Origin of the sequence: Polyangium spumosum (genome assembly GCF_009649845.1) — a bacterium.
Classification (GTDB): Bacteria; Myxococcota_A; Polyangia; order Polyangiales; family Polyangiaceae; genus Polyangium; species Polyangium spumosum.
Genome location: NZ_WJIE01000015.1, coordinates 1 through 22,456 on the forward strand (window position 1 = coordinate 1; position 22,456 = coordinate 22,456).

At 70.3% G+C, this 22,456-nt stretch carries 14 protein-coding genes and 1 tRNA gene; 7 read left to right on the forward strand and 8 right to left on the reverse strand.

The window, feature by feature from the left end; all coding sequences use genetic code 11:
* Positions 1-211: 211 nt before the first annotated feature.
* On the reverse strand, positions 212-2,719 hold the full coding sequence (locus tag GF068_RS34690; protein ID WP_153823831.1) for a DUF5916 domain-containing protein: 2,508 nt from the start codon (positions 2,717-2,719) through the stop codon (positions 212-214).
* A gap of 83 nt (positions 2,720-2,802) precedes the next feature.
* Entirely contained in the window at positions 2,803-3,855 is a 1,053-nt protein-coding gene (locus GF068_RS34695) for an NAD-dependent epimerase/dehydratase family protein (RefSeq protein ID WP_240807864.1), read from the reverse strand.
* Between the two features lie 98 nt (positions 3,856-3,953).
* On the opposite strand from GF068_RS34695, the gene GF068_RS34700 reads away from it, so the two are divergent.
* Positions 3,954-4,886, forward strand: coding sequence for a lysophospholipid acyltransferase family protein (locus GF068_RS34700; protein WP_153823832.1), 933 nt, complete (start codon positions 3,954-3,956; stop codon positions 4,884-4,886).
* Between the two features lie 30 nt (positions 4,887-4,916).
* On the opposite strand, the gene GF068_RS46615 is transcribed toward GF068_RS34700, so the two are convergent.
* The 4 genes from GF068_RS46615 to GF068_RS34720 form a co-directional block, all read right to left on the reverse strand.
* Positions 4,917-9,893: a tetratricopeptide repeat protein gene (locus tag GF068_RS46615; RefSeq protein ID WP_153823833.1), complete on the reverse strand. Its 4,977-nt coding sequence runs from the start codon at positions 9,891-9,893 to the stop codon at positions 4,917-4,919.
* 87 nt (positions 9,894-9,980) lie between these two features.
* A complete protein-coding gene (locus tag GF068_RS34710; protein ID WP_153823834.1) occupies positions 9,981-11,033 on the reverse strand; it encodes a serine/threonine-protein kinase in 1,053 nt (350 codons plus the stop codon).
* Positions 11,033-11,308, reverse strand: a complete 276-nt coding sequence (locus tag GF068_RS34715) for a hypothetical protein (protein WP_153823835.1) — start codon at positions 11,306-11,308, stop codon at positions 11,033-11,035. Before GF068_RS34715 ends, GF068_RS34710 begins: the two co-directional genes overlap by 1 nt.
* Positions 11,309-11,376: 68 nt before the next feature.
* Positions 11,377-12,306 (reverse strand): DUF4190 domain-containing protein, encoded by a 930-nt coding sequence (locus GF068_RS34720; protein ID WP_153823836.1) that lies wholly within the window; start codon positions 12,304-12,306, stop codon positions 11,377-11,379.
* Positions 12,307-12,432: 126 nt separating this feature from the next.
* Between GF068_RS34720 and GF068_RS34725 the strand changes: the two genes are divergently transcribed.
* Entirely contained in the window at positions 12,433-13,611 is a 1,179-nt protein-coding gene (locus GF068_RS34725) for an AAA family ATPase (protein ID WP_153823837.1), read from the forward strand.
* Between the two features lie 135 nt (positions 13,612-13,746).
* Here the strand turns inward: GF068_RS34725 and GF068_RS34730 are convergent, their stop codons facing one another.
* Both GF068_RS34730 and GF068_RS34735 read right to left on the reverse strand, forming a co-directional pair.
* Positions 13,747-15,069, reverse strand: a complete 1,323-nt coding sequence (locus GF068_RS34730; protein WP_153823838.1) for a hypothetical protein — start codon at positions 15,067-15,069, stop codon at positions 13,747-13,749.
* A 140-nt stretch (positions 15,070-15,209) separates the two neighbouring features.
* Positions 15,210-15,293, reverse strand: a tRNA-Leu gene (locus GF068_RS34735).
* Between the two features lie 326 nt (positions 15,294-15,619).
* Between GF068_RS34735 and GF068_RS43875 the strand changes: the two genes are divergently transcribed.
* The 5 genes from GF068_RS43875 (at position 15,620) to GF068_RS34760 (ending at position 22,426) form a co-directional block, all read left to right on the forward strand.
* Positions 15,620-15,997, forward strand: coding sequence for a response regulator (locus tag GF068_RS43875; protein ID WP_170319854.1), 378 nt, complete (start codon positions 15,620-15,622; stop codon positions 15,995-15,997).
* Positions 15,997-18,282, forward strand: a complete 2,286-nt coding sequence (locus GF068_RS34745; protein ID WP_153823840.1) for an amylo-alpha-1,6-glucosidase — start codon at positions 15,997-15,999, stop codon at positions 18,280-18,282. The genes GF068_RS43875 and GF068_RS34745 overlap by 1 nt, the downstream gene beginning before the upstream one ends.
* A gap of 138 nt (positions 18,283-18,420) precedes the next feature.
* Positions 18,421-19,248 carry a PhnD/SsuA/transferrin family substrate-binding protein gene (locus GF068_RS34750; protein ID WP_153823841.1) on the forward strand — a complete coding sequence of 276 codons (828 nt, stop codon included), beginning with the start codon at positions 18,421-18,423 and terminating at the stop codon, positions 19,246-19,248.
* 62 nt (positions 19,249-19,310) lie between these two features.
* The gene (locus tag GF068_RS34755; protein WP_153823842.1) at positions 19,311-19,997 is read left to right on the forward strand and encodes a tetratricopeptide repeat protein; all 687 of its coding nucleotides are present in this window, start codon (positions 19,311-19,313) and stop codon (positions 19,995-19,997) included.
* Between the two features lie 53 nt (positions 19,998-20,050).
* On the forward strand, positions 20,051-22,426 hold the full coding sequence (locus tag GF068_RS34760) for an MMPL family transporter (RefSeq protein ID WP_153823843.1): 2,376 nt from the start codon (positions 20,051-20,053) through the stop codon (positions 22,424-22,426).
* The last annotated feature ends 30 nt before the right edge of the window (positions 22,427-22,456 follow it).

Sequence of the window (22,456 nt, forward strand, 5' to 3'; positions counted from 1 at the left end):
CTTCGAGCCCCGCGCGGAGCCGCAAACCACCCCCCGAGGCCACCTTCGAGCCCCGCGCGGAGCCGCAAACCACTCCCCGAGGTCACTTTCGAGCTCCGCGCGGAGCCGCAAACCACCCCCCGAGGCCACTTTCGAGCTCCGCGCGGAACGCGACCCCACCCCCCGAGGCCACTTTCGAGCTCCGCGCGGAGCCGCAAACCACCCCTGAGGGTCAACCCCACCAGTACGAGAGCTTCGCGAGCAGCGTCTCCTCGGAGGGGCGTGGCCCGAGCCAACTGAAGTCGAAGCGCGCGCGCCGGCCGAAGGGCGCGCGTCCGTCGCCCTGCGCGTGCGTGTAGACGAGGAACAACGTCGAGCCGAGCCGGTACTCCCAGCGCAAGACGATGTTCGCGTTGAACGATCCGCCCTCCCAGTCCGGATCGAGATCGAGCGCCTCGCTGAAGGGCGAGAGCTCCGCGAGCCGAGCGACCTGGCCTGCCCCGCGCGCCTTCGCGAGCGTGAGCTCGCTGTACGCCTGCGCCTCGAGGAAGGCCTGCGCGTACGCCTGCAACGACAGCCGCGGGGTGAAGGTGTACGTCGCGCGCATCGTGAGCCCCAGGCTCTGCGCGCGCAGCCGGCCGAAGACGTGCCCCGGCCCCATCGTCGTGACGTACCGCGGCTCGCCGCGCGTGAAGAGGAAGGTCGGGAGCAGCTCGAGATCGAGCTGCGGCAAGATACGCACGGAGACGCGGCCCTCGCCCTGCACGTTGAGGCCCGTCTCGATGCCCTGCACCATCACCCACGCCTCGCCGTCGACGAGCTTGCGCTTGTCCGTGGCGATCCAGAGCTCCCCGCCGAAGAGCGGCGCGCGCTCGAGCGCCGTGCCGTCGCCGACCTCGCGATCGTCGTACCGCGAGGGTTTGGCGTGGACACTCACGAAGGTCTCCCAGAAGTTCGCCCAGCGCACGTAGTTGCCGAGCAGGAGCATCCGATCCTGCGTGAGCCAGTCGAGCGAGTCGCGCTCGACCACGTCGATGAACGTCTCGGTCTCGAGCGTGGCCCACCACGGATCGAGCGTCCGGAAGCCGACCGATCCCGTGAACGCGTGGAGGTTCTGCCGCTGCATGTAGCCGACGTCGTTGTAGTCGACCCGGCGGCCGTGCCCGGCGTAGCTGGCCTTGAAGATCCAGTTCTTGCCGCCCTCCTTCGCGACGCTCGCCTGCACCGCAGGGCCGATGTCGCCGGAGGAGACGACGGTGCCGTCGGGCATGGTGCGCGGCGGACCGTCGTGCACGAGCGAGGCGACGGCCTGCCCGCTGATCACGTACTCGCCCCCCGGCGAACGCCAGCGACCGTCGACGCCGGCGACGTAGGCGTCGTGGAAGCAACGCGCGCCCTGTGCGACGACCTGACCCTGCGGACAGAGCACGCGCCTCCCGCGGCTGCCGGGCGCGGGATCGACGGTGGGATACACGGCCGGCGTCTCGAAGCGGCTCTTCGCGGTGGCCATGAAGCCGATCGAGGCGCGAGGGCCGAAGTCCTTGCGGAGGCGGAGCACCTTGAACGCGGCGAGCGGCTCGGCGACGCGTGACGCGAAGCTGCCATCCGCGCGCTTCACGTCGGCGAGGACGGGCGCGGTGACGCCGAGCAGCTCGAAGGCCGAGAGCCCCTCGGCGAGCTCGCCCGAGAGCTTCGCCGCGCCGTACACGGTGGCCGGCGCGACGCGCCCCACGACGGACTCACCATCGGGCAACGAGGGCGCCCCGGGCGCGCGGCCGAGCCTGCGCGTGTAGACGAGCTGGAGGGGCGTCGCGAGGTTGTCGGCGCCCTCCAGGAAAAACGGCCTGCGTTCCGGAAAAAACTGCTCGAAGTTGCTCAGGTTGAGGATGACCTGATCGGCCTCGACCTGGCCGAAGTCCGGGAAGATCGTGGCGTCGAGGGTGAGGCTCTGCGAAGGATGCCACTTCAGATCGAGGCCCGCCGAGCCCATGGGGAAGACGCCCTTGCCGCGCGTCTCGGCCTCGCTCTCGCTGTAACGAAGGGCGCCGACGACGAAAGGGCGGAGCTCGAGCGCGGCCTTGGGCCTCAGGCCGACGAAGCCGTCGAGCTTGCCGTACCGCGACACCTCGCCGCCGGCGTCACGCGGGATGAACGTCCACTCGTCGACCTCCTGGAGCATGGAGACGCGGCGCCGGACCTGCATGCCGAAGCTCTGCGAGGGCAGATCACGGAAGCGCAAGATCCTGAGCGGGATCTTGAACTCGGCCGACCACCCCTTCGCCGTGCGCGCGGCGCGCGCGTCCCAGACCTCGTCCCACTCGCGCGAGATCTCGGTGTCGTTGAAGCGGAGCGCGTCGGCGAGGACGCCGGCCGCGTTGATCTCGAACTCGAGCGCGCTCCTGCCGTCGCCGCGCGTGTCGAGCGTGACCGTGACGGCGTCGGCCTCGACCTGGCGATCACGCCGCGTGAGGCGCGCAATGATCGCGTCGTCGGTCTGCTCGCAGTCGACGCCGACGTAGACGGCCTCGTCGTCGTACACGACCCGCACGAGCGTGCGATACCGGGGCTGTTTGCCGGGCGTGGGGAGCTTCTGCGTGAAGGCGTCGCTGCCCTTGGCGCGCTTCCAGGTGAGCTCGTCGAGGCGGCCGTCGAGGACCGGCGGCGTCGAGACGCGCGCCGCGGTGAGGTGCGGCGTGGTGGCCTGGGCGGTCACCGCGAGGATCGCGGGGAGGAGGGACATGGCGGGGGATGGACGCCGAGCGTAGCACCACGTGAAGCACCGACCGACGACGGAACACTGCCGCGAGCGCCGCGTGAACGCGATCAGAAGACGTCGTCGATCGCAGAGACGGTCTGCGCGAGATCGTGGGCGGGCGCGTGGCCGAGGTCGGTCCGGGCGCGCGTGTCGTCGACCATGCACACGTAGCGGATGTGATCGATCTCGGGCGCGGGGAACGAGGTCGCCCGGTACTGCCAGAGCTTACGGACGACGCCTTGCGCGATCGCATGCGGGATGGCGACGCGGGACCGCCCCGTCATGCCGACGAGGCGCGACAAGGGCAGCGGCGGCGGGCCCGCGACGTTGTAGATGCCACGCGCGCCAGGCGCGAGCGCGCGGGCGATGGCGCTGACGACGTCGTCTTGATGGATGACCTGCACCATCGGATCGAAGCCGAGCAGCGTGGGGATGACGGGCAAACGCAGGTAGTTCGAGGGTGCGTTGCGCACGGCGCCGAGGATGTGGACCGGCCGCAGGATCACCGTCTCGGTGCGCGGCCGCTTCCAGAAGAACGACTGCGCGAGCATGTCGACCTCGATGAGATCGCGGATCTCGCTGAACGATGCGCCGCCGAGCAGCGGCGCGTCCTCGGTGAGGAACTGGGGGTTGTCGGGGCGAGGGCCGTAGACGTTGGCGCTCGAGAGCACGACGAGCTTGGGGACGTCGTAGTGCGCGACGTACTCGAGGAGGCGCTGCAAGCCGACGACGTTCCAGCTGTGGTGCTCGGCCTGATCCACGCGGGGATCGTGCATGACGCCGAGGTGCACCACGGCGGCGAGGCGCTCGTGGCGGAAGACGTCCTGCGTCTTCTTGCGCCGGAGGTCGAGCTGGTGATGGACGATGTCCTTGGGTTTGCCCTCGAACGATCGTCGATCGATGCCGATCACCGGCCTCTCTCGGTGCAGGTGCCGAGCGAGCCTCCGCCCGAGCCGCCCGCAGATGCCCGTGATGAGCACGGGCAAATGCGAACGATCACTCTCCACGCTCGGCTCGCGCGACGAGTCACCGTCCACGCTCACGCTCGCCCTGCACGGCGGCCGCATCGTGAGCCGCGGCGCGACGCGCGTCGCCTCGCCTCCCCCGTTCGTCTCGCTCATCCCCCCGCTCCCCGATCGTCACCGTGAAGCTCGGGAGCACTCGTCGTCAAGCACTTCGCGTCGTGCTGACGGCTCATCGACTTGCTACGTTCGAGTGCATGCTGGATGGAGCAACGCGCACCCTCGGCAAGCTCTCGACCGTCGCGACCCAAAGCGCCCTCCCGATCGCGCGCTCGCTCTTCGATGTCGCCCACGACGGAATCGGCGAGCTCGGGATCAAGCTGCTCGGCAGAGACTTCGAGGAGCGCCTTCGTCGTGTGCCCATCCCCTTGGGCGGCGGCGGCGTGGATCCCTTCGGGCTCGATCCCCAGTGGGCGAAGTACACGATCGGCGTGGCGGCGTTCTTCCACCGGTTCTACTTCCGCACGATCGTCAGCGGGATCGAGCGCGTGCCCCCTTCGCGTGTGCTGCTCGTCGCGAACCACTCCGGGCAGATCCCGATGGACGGCGTGATCATCGCGGCCTCGATGTTCCTCGACGCGGAGCCGCCGCGCATCGTGCGGAGCATGGTGGAAAAATGGTCGCAGACGTTGCCGTTCGTCTCGACGTTCTTCTCCCGTGTGGGGCAGGTCGTCGGCGTGCCCGAGAACGCGCGCCGGCTGCTCGAGCTCGGCGAGGCGATCCTCGTCTTCCCGGAGGGCATCCGCGGCGTCACGAAGCCCTTCGCCGAGCGCTACAAGCTCACGGACTTCGGGCTCGGCTTCATGCGCCTCGCGCTCGAGACGAACACGCCGATCGTGCCCGTGGCCGTCATCGGCGCCGAGGAGCAGTACGTCTCGCTCGGCAACCTCCGCCGCGTGGCGAAGGCGCTGCATCTGCCGAGCTTCCCGATCCTGCCGCAGCTCCTCGTGCCCGGCGGGGTTTTACCGTTGCCCACGCGTTACAGGATCTCGTTCGGCGAGCCCATGCGCTTCGACGGCGATCCCGACGACGACGACGCGATCATCGAAGAGAAGGTCCTCCGCGTGAAGGCGACCATCCAGTCGATGCTGCATCGGGGGCTGAAGGCGAGGAGATCGATCTTCTGGTGAGGCGGGGGCAGCGCGGGCGCCCCCTCGTCGTCAGGACTCGTCGTCGAGCAGCTCGGCCTCTTCGAGCTCCTCGCCTTGCGCGGGCTGCGCGGCGGGAGCCGGCGCCTGCGCGTACGCCTGCTGCTGCGCATACGCCTGCTGCTGCTGCGCGTACGCCTGCTGCTGCGCGTAGTACGCCGCGTACGCCTGCTGCTGCGCGTACGCCTCCTCCGGCGTCTGCGCCGCGGGCTGCTGCTGCGCGTACGCCTGCTGTTGCGCGTAGTACGCCGCGTACGCCTGCTGCTGCGCGTACGCCTCCTCCGGCGTCTGCGCCGCGGGCTGCTGCGCGTACGCCTGCGGCTGCTCGGCTTGCACGTACGCCGGAGGCGCCGCGACCATCGGCGGAGGCGCGGACAACTCGGCCGCGGGCGCCATCGGCGTCGGCTCGTTGTCCGTCGCCGGCGGCTGCCACGCCGGAGGCGCGGGCGTCGCCACGGCCGCAGGCGGCGGCGCGGAAGGCGTCGCCACGGCCGCAGGCGGCGGCGCGGAAGGCGTCGCCATGGCCGCAGGCGGCACCGACGCCATCGCCGGGCGCGGCGGCGGACGCTTGAGCTTGCCGGTCTTGGCGCGCTCGAGCCCCTGCGTCGCCTCCTGGTCGCCGGCCTTCATGCGGAGCACGCGGCGCCAGGCGTCGGCCGCCTCGCGCGCGTCGCCGAGCTCCTCCTCCCACAGCCGCGCGACCTTGCGCGCGAGCTCGGCGCGGACCGCGGGATCACGGCCGCGGAGGATCTGATCCTCGTAGAGCTGGATCATGCCGCGGTGATCACCGAGCTCGGTGAGCAGGTTCGAGAGCTCGTTCATCACGTCCTGATCGGCGGGCGACAGGTCGTGGAGCTTCTTGAAGTCGACGCCGGCGCCCTTCTTGTCGTTCAAGGCGTCGCGCCGCAGGCGCGCGCGGCGCTGCAGGAGCTTGCGGACGAGCGGGCCGTCGAAGACCTCTTCGAGCGCGCGCGTGAGCGTTGCCTCGACACGCGGCAGATCGCCGAGCTCGCGGCCGAGCGCCTCGAGCGCGTCGAGCGAGGCGTCGTCGACGTGCGTGACGAGCGCGTCGCCGAGCCACTTGAAAGCGCGCTCGACGTCGCCGAGCGCGCGGTGCGCGATCGTCGCGGCGCGCCGGAGGAGCGCGCTCTTCGTCCGCCCGCCGTCACGCGAACCCTGGCCGCCGCCGGCAAGCGCCTCGGCCAGGATGCGGCGCAGGCCCGTGCCGCCCGAGCGCTCGTCGCCCGCGGTGGCCGCAGCCTCGAGCGCGACGAGCGTCTCCTCCTGGACGCCCGCGCTGAGCGCGAGCTCGAAGAAGCTACGCGCGCGATCGTTCGCGCCGCGCTCGGCCGCGACCTGCGCCGCGCGCGCGAGCGCCGCGAGCCTGTCGGCCGGCAGGCGGCAACGCGCCACCTGACGCTCGTACACGTCGATCACCTGCGTGACGTCGGGCGCTAGCGCCGCGAGCCGCGCGAGCAAGGGCTCGACCTCGTTCGGCGGGACGCTCGTCAGCGCGCCCTCGCCGTGCTGGATCGCCTCGTTCGCGGGCACGGACGCCGCGATCTGCACCTCGGCTTGCCGCACCATCTCGGCCGCGCGCGCCGCGCCGGAGAAGTCCTTCGCGAGCAGGTCGTGCGCGACGCCGAGGGCGTCGAGGTCCTTCAGCTTGATCGCGAGCTGCTCGAGCTGCTCGGCGAGCGCGCGATCGGCGCCGCGCGAGCGCGCGAGCTCCATGGCCACGCGCGCCGCGTCCGCGTCGCGGCCGACCTCGATGAAACGATCGAACGCGCCGCGCAGCGCCTCGTTCCGCGCAGCGCCCGTGCCCGACTCGTTCCAGGTGACGAGCTTCGTCGCGACGAGGCCCTTCCACCCGAGCTTGTCGCCGAGCTCGACGTACGCGCGCCGGCAGGGCTCGTCGCCCGTCTCGGCGACCTTGTCGAGCGCCGCCAGCGCCTCGTCGCCGCGGCCGAGCTTCTCGAAGAGAATGTCGGCGACCCGCCGGGTCATGCGCGACAGCTCCTCATCGTCGCCCTCGACCTCGATGAGCATGTGCAGGAAGTGCGCGACGCGCGGCCAGTCCTCGACCTCGGCGCAGAGCCGCTCGAGCCTGCCGATCGCGTCGAAGTCCTCCGCGTCCGCGGCGTGCACGATCTCGAGCGCCCGGATCGCGCCGCGCGGATCGCCGAGGCTGCCCTCGTAGAGCTGCGCGAGGCGCTGCGCGAGCTCGACCTTCTGCTCGCCCTCGGCCAGCGCGACCTCGCGCTCGAGCGCCGCCGCCGCGCCTTGCGGGTTGTTCCGCCGCTCCTCGAGGTTCGCGATCGCCGCGAGCGCCACGCGGCTCTTCGGATCGAGCGTCTTCAGGATCGACTCGTACCGCTCGATCGCGCCGTCGGCGTCGTCGAGGCCCTCGGCGAGGATGCTCGCCTCGCGCAGCGCGTGGTTGAGTTTGTCCGCGGGCGCCTTGGTGATCGCGCCGAGCCTGCGCAGGAGCTCCACGCACTCCTGATGATCACCCCGCTGCGCCGCGTCCTCGACGAGCAGCGCGAGCGCGCCCTCGTCGTCGCCGTCGGAGAGCACGAGCAAGAGGCTCTCGCGCGCGCCCTCGTGGTCGCCGAGCGAGCGCTGCACCTCGGCGGCCGCGCGCCGCGACGCCACGCGCTTGCCGCGATCGTTGAGTTTTTCGCCACGCGCGAGGAGGAGCTGCACGAGATCCGGCAGCCTGCCCGCCGCGCGGTACTGCTCCTCGAGCGACTGCACGTACCCGTCGTTCGTCGGATCGATCTCGGACGCGCGCTCGAGGCGGATCACCGCGCCCGGCGCGTCGCCCGCCTTGAGCAAGAGCTCCGCCGCCTGCGCGAGCAGCGTGGCTTGTTGCTTGCCGTCCGCGAGCTCGGCGCGTTGCTCGATCGCGTTCGCCGCGTCCGACATCCGGCCCGCGGCCGTGTACGCCTTCTCGGCCTGCTCCCAGACCTTCGCCTGCTTGGCGAGCTCGGCGGCCTCGGCGAACGCGTCGCCCGCGGCGCCCGGATCGTTCAGCTTCAGCCGGAGCTCCCCGAGCTTCTGGAGCAGCCCGGCGCGTGTGTTCGGGTCCGTGAACCCGCTCATGTTGTCCGCGATGGCCTGCGCCGCGAGGTCGAGCCGCTCGCCCTTCTCGTAGAGCTTGACGGCCGTGTTCACGGCCTGCTCGTCCTCGGGCACGAGCGACGCGATCCGCGTCCACACCTCGGCCGCGGCCACCGGATCCTTGCGCTTCCCCTCGTGCAGGGTCGCGAGCTTCTTCTCGATCGCGAGCTTCTGCTCCGTGTCGGGCGTGCCCATCGCGTCCTGCTCGAGCACGGTCGCGAGGTCGTCCCACTTCGCCGCGCGCTCGAGCAACCTGCGGAGCTGATCCCGCGCCTGCTCGTCGCCGCGATCGATCTGGCAGAGCTGCTTCCACGCCGCGATCGCCGTCTCGATGTCGCGGAGCTGCGACTCGCACATGCCCGCGACGTCCCGGAGCTGGGCCTTGCGCGTCTCGGGCGAGACCGTGGACACGCGCGACGCCGCGAGCAGCACGTCGCGCAGATCCGCGAACATGCGCTTCTGCCGCAGGTACTCCTCGACCCACGAGAGCGCCTCGGAGTTCCCCGGATCGATCTTCAGCGCGTCGCGGTACTTCTGGTACGCCTGCGGCTTGCGACCCTTCTGCGCTTCGGCCGAGGCCTCCTCGAGCAGCGCGCTCACGTCACCCACGGGCGCGGCCGGCGCCTGCATCGCGGCGACCGAAGGCGAAGCCGCGCGCGTCTCGGGCGGAGGACCAAACGAAGGCGCCGCCGCAGGCGCCGCCATCGGAGGCTGCGAGGGCTGCGCGGCGGGCTGCGCGGCCGGCGCGGGCTGCGCGGCTTGCACCGGCTGCGCCGGCTGCACCGGCTGCGCCGCCTGGGGCGCGGCGGGCATCGGAGGAGGCGGCGGCTGCGCGCTGCCGACCTTCATCCGCGCCACGTTCGCCATGAACCCGTTCGGGTTCGCCTTCAGGTACGCCGCGTACTGCGGACCGAGCTCGCCCGTGCGTCCGAGCAACGTCGCGAAGTGATCCGCGAGCTGCATCGCGCGATCGTGCCCCGGCGAGGCGCCGAGCGCCGAGAGCGAGTACGAGAGCCCGTACTCCCCGTCGTACGTCTCCGCGAGCTGCACGAAGATCGCCGCGGCCTCGTCGCGCTCCGGCTGCGGCACGTTCTCGCCTGCGTTGATGCGCTCGAGCACGCTCACGCCGAGCTCTTGCGTCAGCGCGACGTCCGTCGGCCGCACCGCGCGCGCCGAGCGCAGCGCCTGCGTCGCCCCCGGCATGTCGCCCACGCGCTTGCGGATGTCGGCCTCGTCCCGGTAGAGCGCGAGCTTGCGCTCGGGATCCTCGGCGATGGCCTGCTCCATCGCGAAGTACGGGATCGCCTCCGCGTACTGCTGCTGCGCCTTGAGGATCTCTCGCGCCGCGTAGATCGCGTACACGTTGCGCGGATCGAGCTCGGCGACCTTGCGCCAGCTCTCGACGGCGCGATCGGGCCGCGCGAGCTGCGGCTCGCTCCACATCCGCCCGAGCTCCTCGTGCAGCTTGATGAGCTGCGCGCGGACCTCCGGCTTCGCCGCCGCCGGCGCGAGCCCCTTCGCTTGACGCTCGTAGAGCTGGACGAGCGACATCACGTCGCCCTTCTCGCGGAACATCTGCGCGAGCCGCTCGGCCGAGCGATGCGTCGGATCCCTGTCGACCGCGAGCATCAGCGTGCGCACGGTATTGTTCATGTCGCCGAACGCTGCTTGCCAGACGTTCGCGGCCTCGCTCAGCCAGTGTGCGCCGAAGGCGGGATCCGGCGTCTGCGTCCCGACGCGCTCGAGCAGCATGGCGTAGGAGCGAGGGTCCTGCGCGCCTGCGCGATGCGCGTATGCGAGCGCCTCCTGGTCGTGGGGGTTCGCGACGAGGCGCTGGACGAGCATTTCGATTTCACGAGGATCCATCGTTGGCCGTGCGCGAAGGTACACGGCTCTCCTCGCGCCGTACAGCCGCCTCGCGCCCGTCCGCTGCTTGCCGCGCCGCGCCGGGCCCTAAGCGCGGGCGAACGACTCCTCGATCGCCGCGATGAACGCCCGCGCGCTCGCCGGCCGATCCTCCGGACGCTTGCCGAGCGCACGCACCACGAGGTCCGAGAGCGCGCGTGGGATGCCCGCCTCGGGCGCGGCCTCGCAAGGCGGAACCGGCGGCTCGTGCACGTGCTTCGCCATCACCTGCGCCGCGCCCCGCTCCACGAACGGCGGCCTGCCCACGAGCATCTGGTAGAGGAGCGCGCCCACCGCATAAAGATCGCTGCGCGCGTCAACCACCTCCCCCAACGCCTGCTCGGGAGACATGTACCGCGGCGTACCGACCGGCCCCTTCGTCGCCGCGGGAGCCGACTCCGCTCGCTCGCTTCCCGCGGGCTCCAGGTCCGCGAGCCCGAAATCGAGCAGCTTCCCAGCCTCGGCCCCTCCCGGCAGGCGCGCGATGAACACGTTGTCCGGCTTCAGGTCCCGGTGGACGATCCCCTTCTCGTGGGCCTCCGACAGCGACGTGAGCGCGTCCGTCGCGAGCCGCGTCGCCTCCGCGATCGAGAGCCGCCCCTCTCGCCGCAGCCGGACGCTGAGCGGCTCCCCTTCGAGCATCTCCATCACGAGGTACCGCGACACCGTCGGCGCGAGCAGCGCGTCCTCGCCTCCGTGCACGACCTCGCCCACGTCGAGCACCTGCACCGTGTGCGGCGACCGGAGCATCGACAGGACCCGCGCCTCCCGATCGAGCCGCGAGAGCGCCCGCGCGCCGCGCCCTCGATCGCCACGAAACACCTTCACCGCGACGTCCTGCCCCCGCGTGATGTCCCGCGCCCGATACACCGCCCCCATCGAGCCTGCGCCGATCCGACCCACGACCACGTACCGCTGCGCGATCGTCCTCCCGAGGAAGGGATCCCCGTCCGCGTCGGCGAGGACGAGCGGGGCGACGAGGGCAAACCCGTCGCGCGGGCAAAACGCGAGCGGTGTCGTTCGTTCGGCGGGTGCTTGGTGGTGGTCTCGGCAGCGCGGGCAGACGAGCCCGGGGAGTGACCGGAGCGCGGCCTTTCCCATCAGCGCAGCTTGCAGGCGTACTCGCCGACCATCACGAACGCGCGCCGGCAGACCACGTCCACCGTCCGCTTCGGCGTCACCATCTCGAACGTCTGGCCGAACGGCGTCCGCTCGAGCCGCGTCACCTGCGCGCGGCAGTTCGGCCCTTGCTCCCCGCACGCCACCGCCGCCGCCGCGCGCTCGACCTCGGTGTTGTCCGACATCACGTTCACCGCGGCGGAGACGCTGAACAGGACGCAGAGGACGATGATCACGATCTGCCCGGCGCGCTTCATGAGGCCGCATCGTAGCAGCAGGGGACGGACGCGCCGCGCCCGAGATCGGAGCGGGCTTTTCGCTTACCTCAGAGCTTGATGCCGCCGTTCAGGCTCGGCTCGAAGTTCTGCCGCCGCATGTCGTACTTCCCTCGCACGAACGCGCCGAGCACCGGCGCCATGTTCGCCGGCACGTCCTCGTCCCACTCTCCACCGTCGATCCCGTCGCGCGGATACAGGTCCGGCGCGAGCAGGAAGAAGCCCGGCACCCGATCGTGCGGCATCTTCAGCCCCGTGAGGTCCTCCTCGAACGCGTCGATGTCCACGCGGACGAGGCGCACCTTCGCGAGCGCCGTCTGCATCAGCGGATCCACGAGCGACGACGAGACGCTGCGGCACGACGGACACTCGCCCTTCGTCGTCATCACGACGATCGTCTCGCCCGCCGCGGCCGCGGCCGCGCGTTGCTTCGCGAGCTCCTGCGAGAACGACGACACCGACACGCCGACGTCCACGAGCGTGACGCTCCCCTCCTTGCGGACCGACGTCTCTTTCTGGAGGATCGGCACGGCCTTCGCGGTCGGCTCCGCGGCCTCGGCCGTCTCTTCGGGCGACGCCTCCACGCTCTCCGACGCCACGACGTTCGTGATGGACGCGAGCTCCGCCTCGTGGCGCTGCTCCATCGTCCACACGCCGAATGCGATGGCCGCGCCCCAGGCCACGGTCAGGCAGATCCCGAACCCCATTCCCAGCGTCGCCAGGACGTACCCGCGGCGCTCCGGGCGTACGCCGTCGAGCTCCCTCCGCGCTGCCCAGCCGAAGACGATCGCGGCGACCGAGCCCAGCGGTCCGGCCAAGAATGGCGCCAGGATCGACGTCAGGGCCAGCGGCGAGAGGGGCTTCTTCTTCGTCGACCTCGGCCCCCGCAGGAAGGGATCCGAGAGAGGAAGGAGCTCCGTGGGGCCCTCGGCGCGGGCGACGCGCGAAAGCGCGGACCTCGGGGAAATGGCCTCGCTCACCCACGAATTCTAGCGCCTAATCTCGCTTACGCTCGCAAACCAAGGGGGACGGAACGAAGCGTCCCGACCGTGCAGAAGGGATACGCCAACTCCCCGCGCCGCGTGGTAGGAGGAAGATGCCCTCTCATGATCGAACCGGCTCGCTCCTCCGTTCTTCCCCGAGCCCCGGCCGCCCGGCTCGTGTCCGTGACGATCGGCGAGTACCAGGCGCTCGGCAGCGGCACGATCGAGCTCACCATCTCTCCGCGCCGCACCGTGCTCTTCGCGAAGGGCGGTAGCCTCGCCTCCCTGCTCGTCCAGGGCATCGCCGAGGGCGCGCACATCGCCGTCCACGCGCTGAGTGATCCGGAAAAGCCGCGCCATTTCCGCTGCGAGTTCGAGGGCGAGGGCGGCGAACACCTGGTCTATGCGTACGATCGGCGCTTCCAGGATCTCGACGACGACGACGAGCCCTTCCCGCCCTCGATGCGCTGGGAGGAACACGCGGCGCGCACGGACGAGGCGAACGTGGATCTCTGGACGGTGCGGGATCGGCGCGCCGTCTTCGGGGATGGGAGCCGCATCTCGTTGCCTTCGGGCGTCGGGGCGCTCGCGCTCGCGGGGGAGTCGTCCGATCGTGTGCCCGAGGACGCGCGCCGCATCCGGGCCTACCTCGAGGGCATTCGCTGGCTCGGCCTCGCGCTCGCGCGCCCTCCGCTCGAGGATCGCGCGAGTGTCACGCTCACGGGGCGATCGGGCGTGCTCTGGACCTCGCGTGGCCTCGACGCGCGCCTGCTCTCGCTCGCGTCGACGCTCGTCATCTGGTTCGAGCTTTACCGCGATCGGTACGACAAGGTCGTCGAGCTCTGCCAGCGCATCGGCGCGCCGGGCGTGCTCGCCGTGCAGATCATGCGTGACACGACTGCGCGCGCCGACGTCGCGCCGCAGGACCGGGCTGGCATCACCTTCGAGGGAGTCGACTTCGGCCGCTTGCAGGACAACGTGCTCCGCCGGCTGGAGTTGCTCGTCGCGCTCGTGGATCCGGATGCGACGGCGTTGCTCATCGAGGAGCCTGAGGTCGCTGCGGTGCCGGGCAAGATTGGCGCGTTGCTCGAGGTGATCGAGGCTTGCGCCGAACATCGACAGATCATCATCTCGACGAAATCGCCACACGTGGTCGACTGGGCGCGCCCTGAGGAGCTTCGCTTCGTCGAGAAGAGCCGGTACCACGAGCTCTCCGTGCGCGGACTCGACTTCAGCGAGCTCAGCGCGGCTCAGGCCCACGTCGCTTCGGGCGGCAAGCTCTCCACGTTCCTCGCCTCCTGATCTCCCCTGGATGAGCTGCGCATCGCGCAGTTCATCCACCTTCGGTCCAGGCCGTGCCTGGTCCGGGTCCAGGGGTGGACAACCCCTGGTCGGGTCTGGGGCGAAGCCCCAGCGCTGCGCCTGTGAAACGCCCTCTCAGGGAATGCAGCTCGACTCGATCGTCCGCAGGATCGCGCGCTTCGTGCTCACGCCGTTGCTCATGGGCTCGGTCCACAGGAAGCCCATGCGCGGGCTGGCGGGCGTGACTGCGGCTGGGTCCTTCACGGGACCTGTACCGTCGCTGATGCGCATACCCGTGGCTGATGGCTCGCCGCTCGCGGCGAGCTTCACGGCGAGCACCTGATCGTCCTTGCCGCCTTCTGGGCCGAGGAACACGACGAGCGCGCCGTCGTCGATGGGGGCGAGGGCGGCTGCTTTTCCGCGGCCGACGAGCCATGTCTTTTCGCCGGGGCGTGCGGCTGCGTCGACGGCGCGCGCGAGGATCTTGTCGCCTTCGATCCACACGGCCATCGCGCCTTTCGTCGTGGCCACGAGGTTCACGCGATCACGCGTCACGCCTTCGGCTGGGGCTGCTGCGAGGGTGTAGGCCTCGTCGATCTCCTTGCCTGTGAGATCGAAGCGCGACACGACGATCCGCCCGTCTCCTTCGTGCCAGGCGACCGTGTAGCCGCTCGCGTCTGCGGCGACTGCGGGCCGATGTGGCTCTTTGGCGTGGTGGGTCGCGCCGAGTGCCTGCACGGCGGGCGCTGCGGCGTCGGTCGGGGCGAACTGGAAGAGGCCGAGCTGTGCCTTGTCCATGTTGAACGGCGCCACGGCGACGATCGCGCCTGCGGGCGTCGCTGCGAGGGCCACGTCGTCCGCGTTTGCGCCGCTCACTGCGCCGAGGTGCTCGATCACCGGCGCCGGCGCGGTCTCCCAGCGTGGCTTCGTGTAGGCCAGGCCGGCGGCGTCGAACCAGACGAGCGTGAAGCCTGCGCCGTTCGGGAAGATTCGCGGGGTCACCTCGTTCGCGGTCCCGATGCCGCGCGCGCGTGCCACTTGCTTCGCGTCGAGCGCGAATCCTGCGAATGCGAGCTGCGCGCCTGGCTTGTTTGCGGCGAGCTTGATGAGCCAGGCTGCCGCGATGGATCCTTCGTGCCCTGCGGCCGTGACTTCGCCGCGCTGCAGGTACGTCGCGATGTCGCCGCTCTGCGCCTTGCAGGCTTCGGTTTGCGCGGCGGGGACGAACGAGCCCACGCCTGTGCCCGTGGGCTCGCTCGGCGGCGGGGGTGGCGCCACGAGCGCCGAGGTCGCGGGTGCTTCGGCGCTCGTCGCGGCGGAGGCGCTCGGCGCTGGGCCGGCTCCGGCTTCCTTCGACGACTTGCACCCGACGGCGACGAGCAGGAGGCTCGCGGCGACGCCGACGAATCGCGTGCGTCGCGCGCCGGTCGCGACTTCCGGGGAGCGAACCTGCTTCATCCCCCCCGAGCCCCCCGGCGCGCCATGCGACATTGGATCGTCCTCGTCAAGGCTGGCACCTGATCCGCAGGGGATCACGGCTGCCTACCTCATCAAGCGAAGTCGCGATTCCCCTCGACGTGATTGTCCAACCCGAGCAGTGCGAAGAAGAGGACTTGAACCTCCACGCCCTTGCGGGCACTGGAACCTGAATCCAGCGCGTCTGCCAATTCCGCCATCTTCGCGTGATGCACTTCCCGTGAAGGGCATCGTATCCATCGGCCCCTCGGCCAACGGGGGCGTATAGATAGATCGGCTGAAGGGCCGCGCGCAAGGACGAATTTCGCTTTTCGACACCTCGGGGGCCGGTCCCTCGAAGCGCCGCGGAGAGCCGCTTCGAGCGTGGCCTCGCGCCCCGACCGCTCGCCTCGGCCCGAGCTCGCTTGCACGTGCGCGTCCGCCACACGGCCGCGGCACCGTACGTGCTCCGGGAGTCGATGGATCTCTGGGGGCTGCGATCGGCCGAGCCCGGCGCAGCCCGCCTCCCCTACCGATCGGAGGAGCCCTACTCGTGCCGAGGAAGAAGATCGTCGTCGTGGAGGACGACCCCGAGCTCCGGGATCTCGAGACCTTCCTGCTCGGCGCCGAGGGCTACGACGTCGTCGGCGTCGCCGATGGCATCGACGCCGCCGCGATCGCCCTGCGCGAGCGCGCGGACCTCGTGCTGCTCGACCTGATGCTGCCGGGCAAGGACGGCAACGCGGTCCTCGAAGAGCTCGGCCAGAAGCCGGAGACGCGCCATACGCCGGTGATCGTCGTCTCGGCGTTCCTCGCGCAGCTCCGCCTCACGCCGCAGGTCCGCCGTGTGCTCTCGAAGCCCTTCGACGTGAGTGATCTCCTCGAGTCCGTCGCGCGTGAGGTCGACCGCGCCCGCGAGGAGGTCGCCTGATGAACGGACCTCACGACGACGACCCTGCGCGCGGCGGCTTCCGCGCGTTCCCCGAGGGCCTCGCGCTTCCCGCGCCACTGCCCGAACCCGCGCCTTCCGGCATCGTCTCGCTCGACGCGCCGCCCTCTGCGCGCGACATCCGCGACGCGACCCTCCTCAAGGAAGGCGACCTCTTCCTCCTCACCGACGCCGAGGGCAACGTCCCGCGCAAGAACCGCGAGGGCTACGGCCTCTACCTCGGCGACACGCGGTTCTTGAGCAGCTACGAGCTCGCCATCCAGGGGCTGCGCCCGACGATCCTGCTCTCCAGCGACCACGCGCATTTCCTCGGCGCGCAGGTGCTCACGAACCCGAACCTCGTCACGCCCGAGGGCCAGGTCGTCCACGAGCAGACCATCCAGATCCGCCGCTACCGCCTGGTTCGTCCCGCCGAGGTCAGCGAGTCGCTCACGTTCCAGAACTACAACCGCTTCCCCGTCACGCTCGACGTCGCGCTCCACTTCGAGGCCGACTTCTCCGACATGTTCGAGGTCCGCGGCATCGTGAAGGGCGCGCGCAAAGGCGACGCGCGCGCGCCCGAGCACGGCGCGAGCGTCCTCCGCTTCCGCTACGACGGCGCCGACGGCCTCGCGAGGCGCACCGAAGTCCGCTTCGATCCCAGCCCCGATCGCCTCGAAGCGTGCACCGCGAGTTATCGCATCGAGCTCCGCCCGGGCGGCTCCATCTGCATCACCATCGGCGTCAGCGTCGACGCCTCGCCCCTCGCGACCACGACGAACGGCCCCCCGCCGCAACGACGTACGCTCACCGGGTACAAGCAGTGGCTCGCCGGCCAGGTCGGCGTCGAGACTTCGAACAGCCTCTTCAACGCGATCTTCGCGAAGGCCCGGAGCGACCTCCGCGTGCTGCTCTCGGGTGAGCCCGACGCGCCCTTCATCGCCGCCGGCATCCCCTGGTATGCGTGCCTCTTCGGGCGCGACACCATCATCACGGCGCTGCTCTACCTGTGGCTCTCCGCCGAGCCTGCGCGCCAGGCGCTCCGCTTGCTCAACCACCACCAGGGCAAGCGCGACGATCCCACGCGCGACGAGGAGCCTGGCAAGGTCATGCACGAATACCGCCGCGGCGAGCTCGCGCGCCTCGGCGTCGTCCCCTTCTCGCCCTACTACGGCACCGTCGACGCCACGCCCCTCTGGATCATCCTCCTCGCCGAGTACTACCGCACGACCGGCGACCTCGAGCTCGTCCGCGAGCTCCGCCCGAACCTCGACGCCGCGCTCCTCTGGATGGATCGATATGGCGATCGCGACGGCGACGGCTTCCTCGAGTACGCGTGCCGCTCGGACGCGGGCCTCGTCAACCAGGGCTGGAAGGACTCCACCGACGCGATCACGCATCCTGACGGCACCCTCGCCGAAGCGCCGATCGCGCTCGTCGAGGTGCAGGCCTACGCCTACGCGAGCCGCCGCGCCGCGGCCCGCGTCTACCGCGCGCTCGGCGACGCCGCGCGGGCCGAGGCCGAGGAGCTCCGCGCCGCGAGGTTACGCGACGCCATCGACGCGGCCTTCTGGATGCCCTCCGAGAACGCCTACGCGATCGCGCTCGACGGACACAAGCGACAGGTCGCGACTGTCGCCTCCAACGCGGGCCATGCGCTCTGGGCGGGCGCCGTCCCGCACGCGCACGGCGAGCTCATGGCGCGCCGTCTCATGGAGGAAGACCTCTTCTCTGGCTTCGGCATCCGCACCCTCTCCACCCGCGCGGCTCGGTACAACCCCACGGGTTACCACCTCGGCACCGTCTGGCCTCACGACAACGCCCTCATCGCCCTCGGCTTCAAGCGTTACCGCCAGGAGCCGCTCGCCCTCGAGCTCATCACGGCGCTCTTCGAGGCGGCGCAGCATTTCCCCGGCTATCGCATGCCCGAGCTCTTCTGCGGCTTTGCGCGCAGCGCCTTCGGCGTCCCCGTCCGTTACCCTGTCGCGTGTAGCCCTCAGGCCTGGGCGGCGGCCTCGTGGGCCACGCTCCTCGCCTCCCTCCTCGGCCTCTCGCCCAACGCGCCTGGGAGCGAGCTGCGGATCGTCCGTCCCACCCTCCCGCGATGGCTGCACTGGGTCGAGGTCAAGCGCCTCTCGGTCGGCCGTGGGGAGGTCGACCTTCGCTACCAACGTGTGGAAGAGCATACTGCCGTGGACGTCGCGGCGATGCGGGGTGATGTGAAGGTGACCTTCGTGGACACCTGGGAAGAGGACGGGACGTACCCGAGCAACCCATCGAATCCATGACGATTTCTTGCCCGAAACCCGCCCGTCCCACCTTCACGCACCCGGGCTGATCGTGCTCTTCATTTTTTCCGATGTCGGTACGGCTCTCGGTGCATAGAGTCCCGGCTCGCTCGTCCAAGTCAGCCAGGAGGTCTACCCGTGCGAACGACTGTCTTTCGCTCCCTGCTCGCCACCGCCGTGATCGCTTCCGCCTCTGGTTTCTTGTGCGCGGACGCGGCCGCGGAGGCGCCGATCGGGGTCCTCGTGCTCCGCGAGCACGGGGTGGGGAGCGCGGCGCAAGCTCAGCCTTATGTCGACAAGTTCGTGTCCGTCGCGGCCAGGCAGAACGGCTGGAGCGGCGCGAAGGGCGAGTATCACACGAGCCGCGGCAACGCCGAGGCCTTCATCTCCGCCCAGAAACCTCACTACGGCATCCTCTCGCTCGGCGCCTTCCTCGGCCTCAAGGGCAAACACAACCTCGAGATCATCGGCCAGGTCGCGGTGAACCGCGCGGGCGGCCAGCAGTACCACCTCATCAGCAAGAGCGCCTCGGACCTCGCCGGTTGCAAGGGCAAGACGCTCGCGAGTGACCACGCCGACGACGCCAAGTTCATCAACAAGGTCGTCTCGAAGGGCGCCTTCAAGCTCGACGATTTCACGATGGTCACGACGACCCGCCCGATCCAGACGATCAAGAAGGTCGTGAAGGGCGACGCCGTCTGCGCGCTCGTCGACGACGCCCAGCTCGCCGAGGCCGGCAAGATCGACGCGGGGCTCAAGTCCGTCTGGTCGAGCGACAAGCTCCCGCCCATGGTCGTCGTCGCGTTCCCCTCGGCGCCCGCCGCCGAGCGCAAGGCGTTCCAGGCAAACCTCGGCAAGATCTGCGAGGGCGAGGGCAAAGCGACGTGCGGCGAGGTGGGCATCCTCGCTCTCAAGTCCGCGAGCTCGTCCGACTACGCGGGCGTCGTCTCCGCGTACGACAAGTAGCGCTCGCTCGCTCGTTTCCGCGGGGGCGCTTCTCCCCGCGGACGGTGTTATTTCTCCCGCCCGTGCGCTGGTCCTCTCTCCTCCTCGTCGCTGCCCTGGGCGCGCTCCCCGCGTGCTGGAGCAGCGTGACCGGCGCGCAGGGCCCCGCCGTCAGCGCTTCCCTCAAGACCGCCATCGCCACGAAAGACGCGCTCGCCATCGCCGACGCGCTCGAAGAGCTCATCGCCGCGGGCAAGGACACCCCGGAGGATCGCCAGCTCGCCTACGCCGAGGTCCGCGCGATCCCCATCGACACGCCCGCGTACACGTACGCGCGCGCCGTCGTCACCGGGCGGCTCGTGCAGCTCAAGGGCCTGCTCGGGGCGGACATGGTCGGCGAGGTCGAGCACTACGCGAGCCGCAGCCGCGAGCTCGATCCCGACTTCCGCCGCGGCGCCGCGACGCGCATGCTCGGCACGCTCTACGTGGTCGCGCCCGCGGCGCTCCTGCGAAAGGGAGATTCAGAGACGGGGCTCGAGCTGCTCGAAGGCCTCGTCGAGAAGGACCCCGACGTCATCGAGAACCACCTGCGCGTCGCCGAGGCGTACATCGCGCTCGGCGACGCCGAGCCCGCCAAGCCGCATCTCTGCCGCTGCTCGGCGGAGCGCGGAAAGCTGCGCCGCGACGATCAAGCCCTCCTCGCGCAGCTCCTCAAGGACGCGGGCAACCCCACATGCCCGAAGCCCGCCGCGCAAGCGCCTACGCCCTGAAACGCCGCGCGGATCGACGGGCGGCCTGCGCGGGATCGTGATAGCAGCGTGCCGTGTCGATCTCTCCGAGCACCCCGAAAGGCCCTGCGAACCCGAGCCACGACGCGCCCGGTTGGCTCGTGCGCCTCTTCTCCCGCATCGTCGCGGCACGCTGGATCATCATCGCCCTTTATGCGCTCGTCCTCCCGCCCGCGGCCTGGTTCGCGGCGCGCGTCCAGCAGGACAACGCGATCGAGCGGCTCATCGCGACGAGCGACACGGACTACGTCGAGACGCGCGAGTTCGAGAAGGTCTTCGGCGCGGGCGAGTTCGCGGTCCTGCTCGCCGAGGCCGACGATCCCTTCGCGCCCGCGGTGCTCGAGCGCTTCGACAAACTCGAGCGCGCGCTGAAGGATATCCCGCGCGTCGAGCCGAACTCGGCGCTCTCCATTTTCCGCCGCGCCAAGGCCGGCTTCGACCCGACGCCGGAGCAATCCGAGGCGCTCCGCAAGTTCGTCACCGGCACCAAGCTCTTCCAGGATCAGGGCCTCGCCGGCGACGGCTACCTCGCCATCGCCCTCGTGCTCGACGTGCACTCGAGCGAGCAGCGGCGCGAGACCCTCACCGCGGTGCGCCGCGCGATCGAGGCGACCGGCGGCGACGGCCCCCCGCTGAAGACGCTGCGCCAGGTCGGCCAGCCGTACGTGAACATCTACCTCGACGAGGACATGCAGAAGACCGGGCCGACGTATTTCGGCCTCTTCGCGGTGTTCATCATCGGCCTCTGCCTCTTCCTCTATCGCTCGGCGCGCACGCTCGCGGCGTTCCTCATCACGCTCGGCGTCTGCATCGCCCTCTCCATGGGTTACATCGGCCTCACGGGCGGCACGCTCACGATCGTCTCGCCGATGGTGCCGATGACGATCCTCGTCACGGCCACGGCGACGCTCGTCTACCTGCAATCGCGCTTCGTCGAGCGCCCCGCGGATCGCGGCGTCGACGAGCACCAGGTCTTCTCGTTCGCCAACAAGTGGCTCGCGTGCACCGCCTCGATCTTCGCGACCGCCGTGGGCTTCGCGGCGCTCGTCGTGTCGAGCATCCAGCCCATCAAGCAAATGGGCATCTGGGTCGCGGTCGGCCTCGGGCTCACGTACGTCGTCATTTTCACGCTCTTCCCTGCGCTGCAGAAGATCCTGAAGACGCCGACCGCGCTCGAGCAGAAGGTCGCGGCGGCCTGGTTCGTCCGGCTCACCGCGGCGCTGCCCCGGTGGAGTTATCGGTATCGCTGGCCGCTCGTCCTCGGCTCGATCGCGCTCTCCGTCGCGGGCGGCGTCGCGCTCTTCGGCCTGCCCGGCGTGGTCAAGCCGATGCGGCTGCTCACCGATCCCGTCGAATACATCAACTCGGGATCACGGCTCTACGCGGACACGAAGGCCATCGAATCGAAGCTCCCCGGGCTCTCCATCACCGAGGTCTGGCTGAAAGGCAGCGTCGGCAGCGTCTCGGAGCCCGACGCGCTGAAGGGATTCCAGGCGTTTCACGAGGGCCTCGTCGCCGATCCCGAGGTCGGCGCCGCGATCGGGCCGACCACGATCCTGCGCATGATGCAGTACCTCGGCGGCGCCGGCGACGTGTTCCCCACGGACGCCGAGGCGCTCGACGAGCTCGCCGGGACGCTCGAATCCCTCGCGCCCGTCGACCCGCTGCTCGGCCGGTTCGTCCAGAAAACCGGCCTCGGACAGACCCATTTCACGATCATCTCGAAGGCGACCGAACACGAGGCGTTCGAGCGGCTCCAGGCGAGCATCGACGGGCACTGGAAAAACGCGGTCGAGAAGAACCCTGCCTTGAAGGAGTTCGAGCTCCGCACCGTGGGCATGGCGCCCTTGCAGGCGCGGGTCTCGCAGAGCCTCGTGCCCACGCTGGTCGAGAGCTTCGAGCTCACGGTCGGGATCATCTTCGTCACGTTCCTGCTGGTCTTCCGCAGCGGGGCGGCGCGGCTCATGGCCATGATCCCCTCGCTCTTCGCGATCCTCGTCATGTTCGGCGTGATGCGCCTCTCGGGCATGACGCTGAACGTCGCGACGATCCTCATCGCGTCGACCGTGCTCGGGACGAGCGAGAACGATCAGATCCACTTCTTTTACCACTTCCAGGAAGGTCGCAAGGACGGCGCCTCGGTGGAGAAGGCGCTCCAGCACACGCTCTTCGTATCGGGCCGGGCGATCTTCTTCGCGACGCTCATCAACGCGGGCGGCTTTCTGGCCTTCGGGATGGCGGATCTGCCGCCGATCCGGCAATTCGGCATCCTCTCCGCCGTGGCCTTCGTCCTCTCGATGATCGCCGATTTCACCGCCCTGCCCGCGGCGCTCTGGCTCGTCTTCCGGACGAAGCCCGACGCCGAGCTTCCCCCGGCCGAGCAGCCGGGCGAGACCCCCGCAGCGGGTTGACCTGCCAAACCCTGCACGAAGGAGACATCG

What these genes read in the sequence shown, in the direction of transcription:
- GF068_RS34690 (WP_153823831.1), bottom strand. Translation starts at nt 2,719, where the DNA reads ATGTCCCTCCTCCCCGCGATCCTCGCGGTGACCGCCCAGGCCACCACG.
- GF068_RS34695 (WP_240807864.1), bottom strand. Translation starts at nt 3,855, where the DNA reads ATGAGCGAGACGAACGGGGGAGGCGAGGCGACGCGCGTCGCGCCGCGG.
- GF068_RS34700 (WP_153823832.1), top strand. Translation starts at nt 3,954, where the DNA reads ATGCTGGATGGAGCAACGCGCACCCTCGGCAAGCTCTCGACCGTCGCG.
- GF068_RS46615 (WP_153823833.1), bottom strand. Translation starts at nt 9,893, where the DNA reads ATGGATCCTCGTGAAATCGAAATGCTCGTCCAGCGCCTCGTCGCGAAC.
- GF068_RS34710 (WP_153823834.1), bottom strand. Translation starts at nt 11,033, where the DNA reads ATGGGAAAGGCCGCGCTCCGGTCACTCCCCGGGCTCGTCTGCCCGCGC.
- GF068_RS34715 (WP_153823835.1), bottom strand. Translation starts at nt 11,308, where the DNA reads ATGAAGCGCGCCGGGCAGATCGTGATCATCGTCCTCTGCGTCCTGTTC.
- GF068_RS34725 (WP_153823837.1), top strand. Translation starts at nt 12,433, where the DNA reads ATGATCGAACCGGCTCGCTCCTCCGTTCTTCCCCGAGCCCCGGCCGCC.
- GF068_RS34730 (WP_153823838.1), bottom strand. Translation starts at nt 15,069, where the DNA reads ATGAAGCAGGTTCGCTCCCCGGAAGTCGCGACCGGCGCGCGACGCACG.
- GF068_RS34745 (WP_153823840.1), top strand. Translation starts at nt 15,997, where the DNA reads ATGAACGGACCTCACGACGACGACCCTGCGCGCGGCGGCTTCCGCGCG.